Here is a 4,238-nt window from a genome sequence, read left to right as displayed (position 1 = left end):
GAGCGCGATGACGTCCGTCGCGGCCTCCTCGACGACGGCGTGGCCGTCGATCTCCAGCTGGCGCAGTATGGCCGTCTTACCGGATCCGGGGGCGCCGGTGAGGATGTACGCAGGCATGGTCCCTCCGATGACATGACAGGCAGGAGGCAACCGCACGATTCCGGGCCGTCGGGCGCGCAAAAGTGGAAGTGCAATTTGGCTGGCCACAAGAAAGCCGAGAGCTGGGCTCCATCGGCGTGGTGCCTGCCAAAAGGCTACTTGAACGACAGCACGCTGTCATCGGCAGATCCGCACCGCGAGCCGCGAGCGGTCACGTAACCCTGCGTAGCGCGCGGATCGCGGCAGATCCGGATGCCCGAGTCAGGCACACCGGTATTCTCTCGGACGGCTCCGCTCTCTGCGGTCTCGGATGACAACCTTGCCGGGCCCGGTGGTGTTGGTGCAGTGCGGGCCGTGCACGTCGAGGCTGGCGAGATCGGTTGTGATCGCGGCCGAGCCGAAGTAGGCGGGATCGAGGATGTAAGCCACACGGGTGCCGGCTCCGGCGGGAGCGGAGAACTCCGCAGGTGGCTCGACCGGCCGTAAGCCGATGAGGCTCTGCCGAAAGCCGTGGCCATGTCGCCAGACTTCGACGATGGTCTGCGAACTCACGGCCGCCGCCGCGGCGCTTGACCAGCGATCGCAGGTGAGCAGCGAGTCGTAGTAGCCGAGCTTCGGCATGCCCCGGCCGGTCAGGATGTCCGCCTGGTCGTCGGTCACCGAGAAGACGAGATCAGCGGTGATCTCCGCTACGACGTCGGGCGTGTGGCTCGCGGCGACCCTGGTTGCCGGATGAAACGCGTGCCCGACAACCGTGCAAAGCACCCGAGTCGCCAGACGAGGATCTTCCCTGCCTACCCCGAAATACATACCGGGCAGCTTGCGTACGGATTCGTCGAACTCCAGGAGCGTGATCTTCGCGAGGCTGTAGTCAGGCTCCGTCACGCCACCACGCTATCCCGGCAAGGCACACGCGCTCATCGGCAGAAGCGGATGGGTCGCCCGGTCGATGCCGCGTCGCTCGTCACGGAACGTCATGGCAGGCTGCCGGCCCTTCCCGTGGATCTCGCTGAGTCCGCTGGGTAGGTTCGCGAGCGGTTGGAGCGTCGAGCTGCCCGGCTCATCCCATCGCCCATCTGCACGACGCTGTGCACGTTCAGCTGTAGCTGGCTGTGCACATTGACCCGTACGCGGACAAAACCATCTGGCAGATCCCCGTGCACGGTCGGCGCCCGGCCGCCGGGCTGCGGCGGGTCTACCCGGGCCGCAACACCACCTGGACGCTGCTGAATGCCGCGCTGACCCGCCGCCTGCCCTCGGGGCTGCTGCGCACCTCGCACCGGGTCACCGGCCTCGACGCCCCCGCCGGGCAGCCGGTGCTGCACTTCTCCAACGGACACGCCGCCGCCTGCGACCTGGTGGTGTTCGCCGACGGGAGGTCTTCCACAGGCCGGCGGCTGCTCGACCCCGACCGGGTCCTGCGCTACGCCGGCTACGTCGCCCACCGCGGCCACACCCGCACCCCCGCCACGGGCCTGCGCGACTTCGTGCGCTGGAGCCGGGCCCCGGATGCCAGTACAACGTCGCCCCGGTGCCTGGCGGCTTGGACTGACCTTCTACCTCCACGCCAGCCCCGCCGAGTACACCGACCGGTTCGGCGCCCCGCCCACCCGCCGGCTGTTCGCCCTGCCGCAGCACGTCAGCCCCGCCGCCCGCGCGCACGTCGACGCTCACGCCCGGCAACTCCTGCCGGCCGAGCACGCCGCCACGCGGGGCCCCGCCATCGGCGCACGCCTCGGCCTCGGCAGCGCAGCCGACATCACCCGATAGCCCGGCCGTCCCGATAGGGGCTCGCGGCCCAGTCAGCCGCGAGTCCCTTCCGGCTTGCGCAAGCAGGCCGCCGCGCCTGTCCGGCCCGAGCTGACCACCCATCTCGCATGCGAACCAGAAGGACGTTCCTGTCATGGCCCTGCATCTCTACTTCGACCTGACCCAGACGCTGCGACTGGCTGAGCACGCCGTCGCCGCCAACGAGCACGCACCCTCCTTCACCGAGCACGAAGACGGCATTGCCTGCCCCGGCGCGCTGGTGTGGGTCCACGACCAGGGCGTCTACCTGATGTCCAGCGGCCTGCCCCGCCTCAGGGACCCGAACCGTCCCGACTCCAGCCTGATCGTCTACGCCCACGGTTGGAACCCCGACACCGCTGGCCACCGCCGAGATGCGGACCTCGGCGGGGACGACTTTGCCGAACACCTGCACCTCACCGAGCAGCCCACCCCGCTGATCACCACCCTGCGCACCGCCGCAGCTGCCGACTACCGGTGGCTGCACCTGAGCGTGCACCCCGACACCGACGAGGTCCGCATCAGCCGGACCCTGCGCCACCAGCCCTGACACGACCGCATGGCCCCGCCGCCCACACCCTGTGCGGCGGGGCCATTTCCGTGATCCGAGGAGAAGCCTGATGAGCACGCCCGAGGCGACCACACCGCAACCGCCGACCCTGGAATCCGTCCTCCGCGACGCCTGGGTGGCTTTCCACCCTGCCCAACCCGCCCCGCTGGGATGGCTCACCCATACCACCGCCCAGCTTCACGCCTACCTGCGCGACCACCCCACCCCGCCGCTGCCGCAGCCTCCCGCAGGCGGCGACACCGACTCGCTGGCCCATTTCCGCCGCGAGGTGTGGCAGGCGCTGCGCGAGGCCGCCAGCACGCACGACATCGACGCCGACGCCGCCGACCGGGTCCTGCACGCATTGGACCTGCCGGCGCTACCCCGCCGCTGGCAGGTCGTCTCACCCTGCCCGTCCTCGTCGAGGTCATCGCGACCAGCCGCGAGGGCGCCTTCGACACCGCCGAAGCCGCCGTCGAGACCGCCCTCACCGGCGCCGAGCTCGACGTGCGCTTCGAGTGGGACGGCAGCGAACGCGACGACGCCGACCCCGGCGACCTCGACACCACCGCCGCCGAACCGGCCGAGCTGAGGTGACCGCCGTACCCGGCCCGCACGGCACCGCGCCGCCTATCAACCGCTACAAGCTCGAGGAGAACTCCCAGTGACGCTGCACCTTGTCCGCGAATACACCGGCCACGACATCACCGACGACGCGGTAGCCGGCGCGCGACAGCACGATGGCGCGCTGCCGGTGCTCGCCGACACCTGCCACACCCTCACCGCCACCGAGGCTGACCTCGCGCGCTGCGACGACGACACTGTTGGCGCACACCTCGCCGACCTCCATCGCGCCCTGTCTGCTGGAGCTGGCGAGCAACCCGATCGGTGTGCTGCAGGCCCAGGGACCGCGCTTGGACGCCCTGATCGCCCAGCGCGCCGCCCAGATCAGCCACCTGCGGGCCCTGGTCCGCATCTGGCTGGCCCACCACCAGCCCCACCAGCCGTCCGCCGGGGAACCTGCCGAGCAGGTGCGGCGCTTCGCCGACCTCATCCTCGCCGCGATCGACGAGGACATCAGCCAAGGGGTCGTGCCGGCCGGGATCGGCTCGTTCGTCGACCTGCACCGCTACCTCGACGCCAACGACTACCTGATAACCGCAGGCGTCCCCTACGACGGCACCCAGACCAGCATCGACCTCACCGCCGCGGTCCAGGGCCTGGTCGTCGCCCAGCTGCGCACACCCGGCCGCCGGTTCTGCACCCACGGCACCTGTCGCTTTGCGGCGCACGACCACACGACCGCCCACGGACACGACGACGCCGACCTCGACGCGGCCGTGCCGATGCGCTGCCGACACTGCGGCCAGTCCACCCACTACGAACGCTGCCTCGACGACTACCGCCACGACGACCCCGCCGTGCCGGACTGCTTCCTCATCCATCGAGACGACTAACGGCACAGCGACCGCCTCGGCCCACACACGCAGCGAGGCGACGACTTGATCTATCGCGAGAGTCGAGCGTCACTGCACCCGGCCGCCACCCCTGGCGGACCCGACAGCGGCAACCCCGCACCGCTGGCCAGGGATGGCGGCCACCCGAGCCGATCTCACCCGAGAGGGGCAACGCGTCATGACCCAGCCGCACCGCCGCGCCGTACCGCGCGCCGTCACCGATGTCCTGCTGTGGCTGCTCGCCACCGACGTCGCCGCCGCCCACCAATCCCACCCCGACCAGCCTCACCGCTGGGCCAACCTGCGCTGCACCGGCCAGGCATACCCCTGCCCGCCGGCGCGCG

General features: G+C 70.6%; 7 protein-coding genes. 4 read left to right on the top strand and 3 right to left on the bottom strand.

Annotated elements, in window-relative coordinates; all coding sequences use genetic code 11:
* On the bottom strand, window positions 1-117 hold a 117-nt coding region (locus tag JNW89_RS29410), incomplete at its 3' end, for an AAA family ATPase (protein ID WP_238451571.1).
* 243 nt (window positions 118-360) lie between these two features.
* Entirely contained in the window at window positions 361-984 is a 624-nt protein-coding gene (locus tag JNW89_RS29405) for a hypothetical protein (RefSeq protein ID WP_238451570.1), read from the bottom strand.
* A gap of 624 nt (window positions 985-1,608) precedes the next feature.
* Between JNW89_RS29405 and JNW89_RS37875 the strand changes: the two genes are divergently transcribed.
* The 3 genes from JNW89_RS37875 (at window position 1,609) to JNW89_RS29390 (ending at window position 3,034) form a co-directional block, all read left to right on the top strand.
* The gene (locus JNW89_RS37875) at window positions 1,609-1,869 is read left to right on the top strand and encodes a hypothetical protein (RefSeq protein ID WP_306344926.1); all 261 of its coding nucleotides are present in this window, start codon (window positions 1,609-1,611) and stop codon (window positions 1,867-1,869) included.
* A 133-nt stretch (window positions 1,870-2,002) separates the two neighbouring features.
* Window positions 2,003-2,437 carry a DUF3085 domain-containing protein gene (locus JNW89_RS29395; RefSeq protein WP_238451569.1) on the top strand — a complete coding sequence of 145 codons (435 nt, stop codon included), beginning with the start codon at window positions 2,003-2,005 and terminating at the stop codon, window positions 2,435-2,437.
* A gap of 291 nt (window positions 2,438-2,728) precedes the next feature.
* Complete coding sequence (locus tag JNW89_RS29390) at window positions 2,729-3,034, top strand: hypothetical protein (RefSeq protein WP_238451568.1); 306 nt, start codon at window positions 2,729-2,731, stop codon at window positions 3,032-3,034.
* 43 nt (window positions 3,035-3,077) lie between these two features.
* Here the strand turns inward: JNW89_RS29390 and JNW89_RS29385 are convergent, their stop codons facing one another.
* Window positions 3,078-3,287, bottom strand: a complete 210-nt coding sequence (locus tag JNW89_RS29385; protein WP_238451567.1) for a hypothetical protein — start codon at window positions 3,285-3,287, stop codon at window positions 3,078-3,080.
* Here JNW89_RS29385 and JNW89_RS29380 point away from each other — a divergent pair.
* The gene (locus JNW89_RS29380) at window positions 3,262-3,894 is read left to right on the top strand and encodes a hypothetical protein (protein ID WP_238451566.1); all 633 of its coding nucleotides are present in this window, start codon (window positions 3,262-3,264) and stop codon (window positions 3,892-3,894) included. The genes JNW89_RS29385 and JNW89_RS29380 overlap by 26 nt on opposite strands.
* Window positions 3,895-4,238 lie beyond the last annotated feature (344 nt).

It is taken from the genome of Micromonospora sp. 4G55, assembly GCF_016803375.1.
This window is presented reverse-complemented; position numbering and strand designations above follow the sequence as displayed.

Excerpts from the sequence above, each read along its gene's own strand:
- JNW89_RS37875 (WP_306344926.1), top strand. The coding sequence starts at position 1,609 with ATGCCAGTACAACGTCGCCCCGGTGCCTGGCGGCTTGGACTGACCTTC.
- JNW89_RS29395 (WP_238451569.1), top strand. The coding sequence starts at position 2,003 with ATGGCCCTGCATCTCTACTTCGACCTGACCCAGACGCTGCGACTGGCT.
- JNW89_RS29385 (WP_238451567.1), bottom strand. The coding sequence starts at position 3,287 with ATGGAGGTCGGCGAGGTGTGCGCCAACAGTGTCGTCGTCGCAGCGCGC.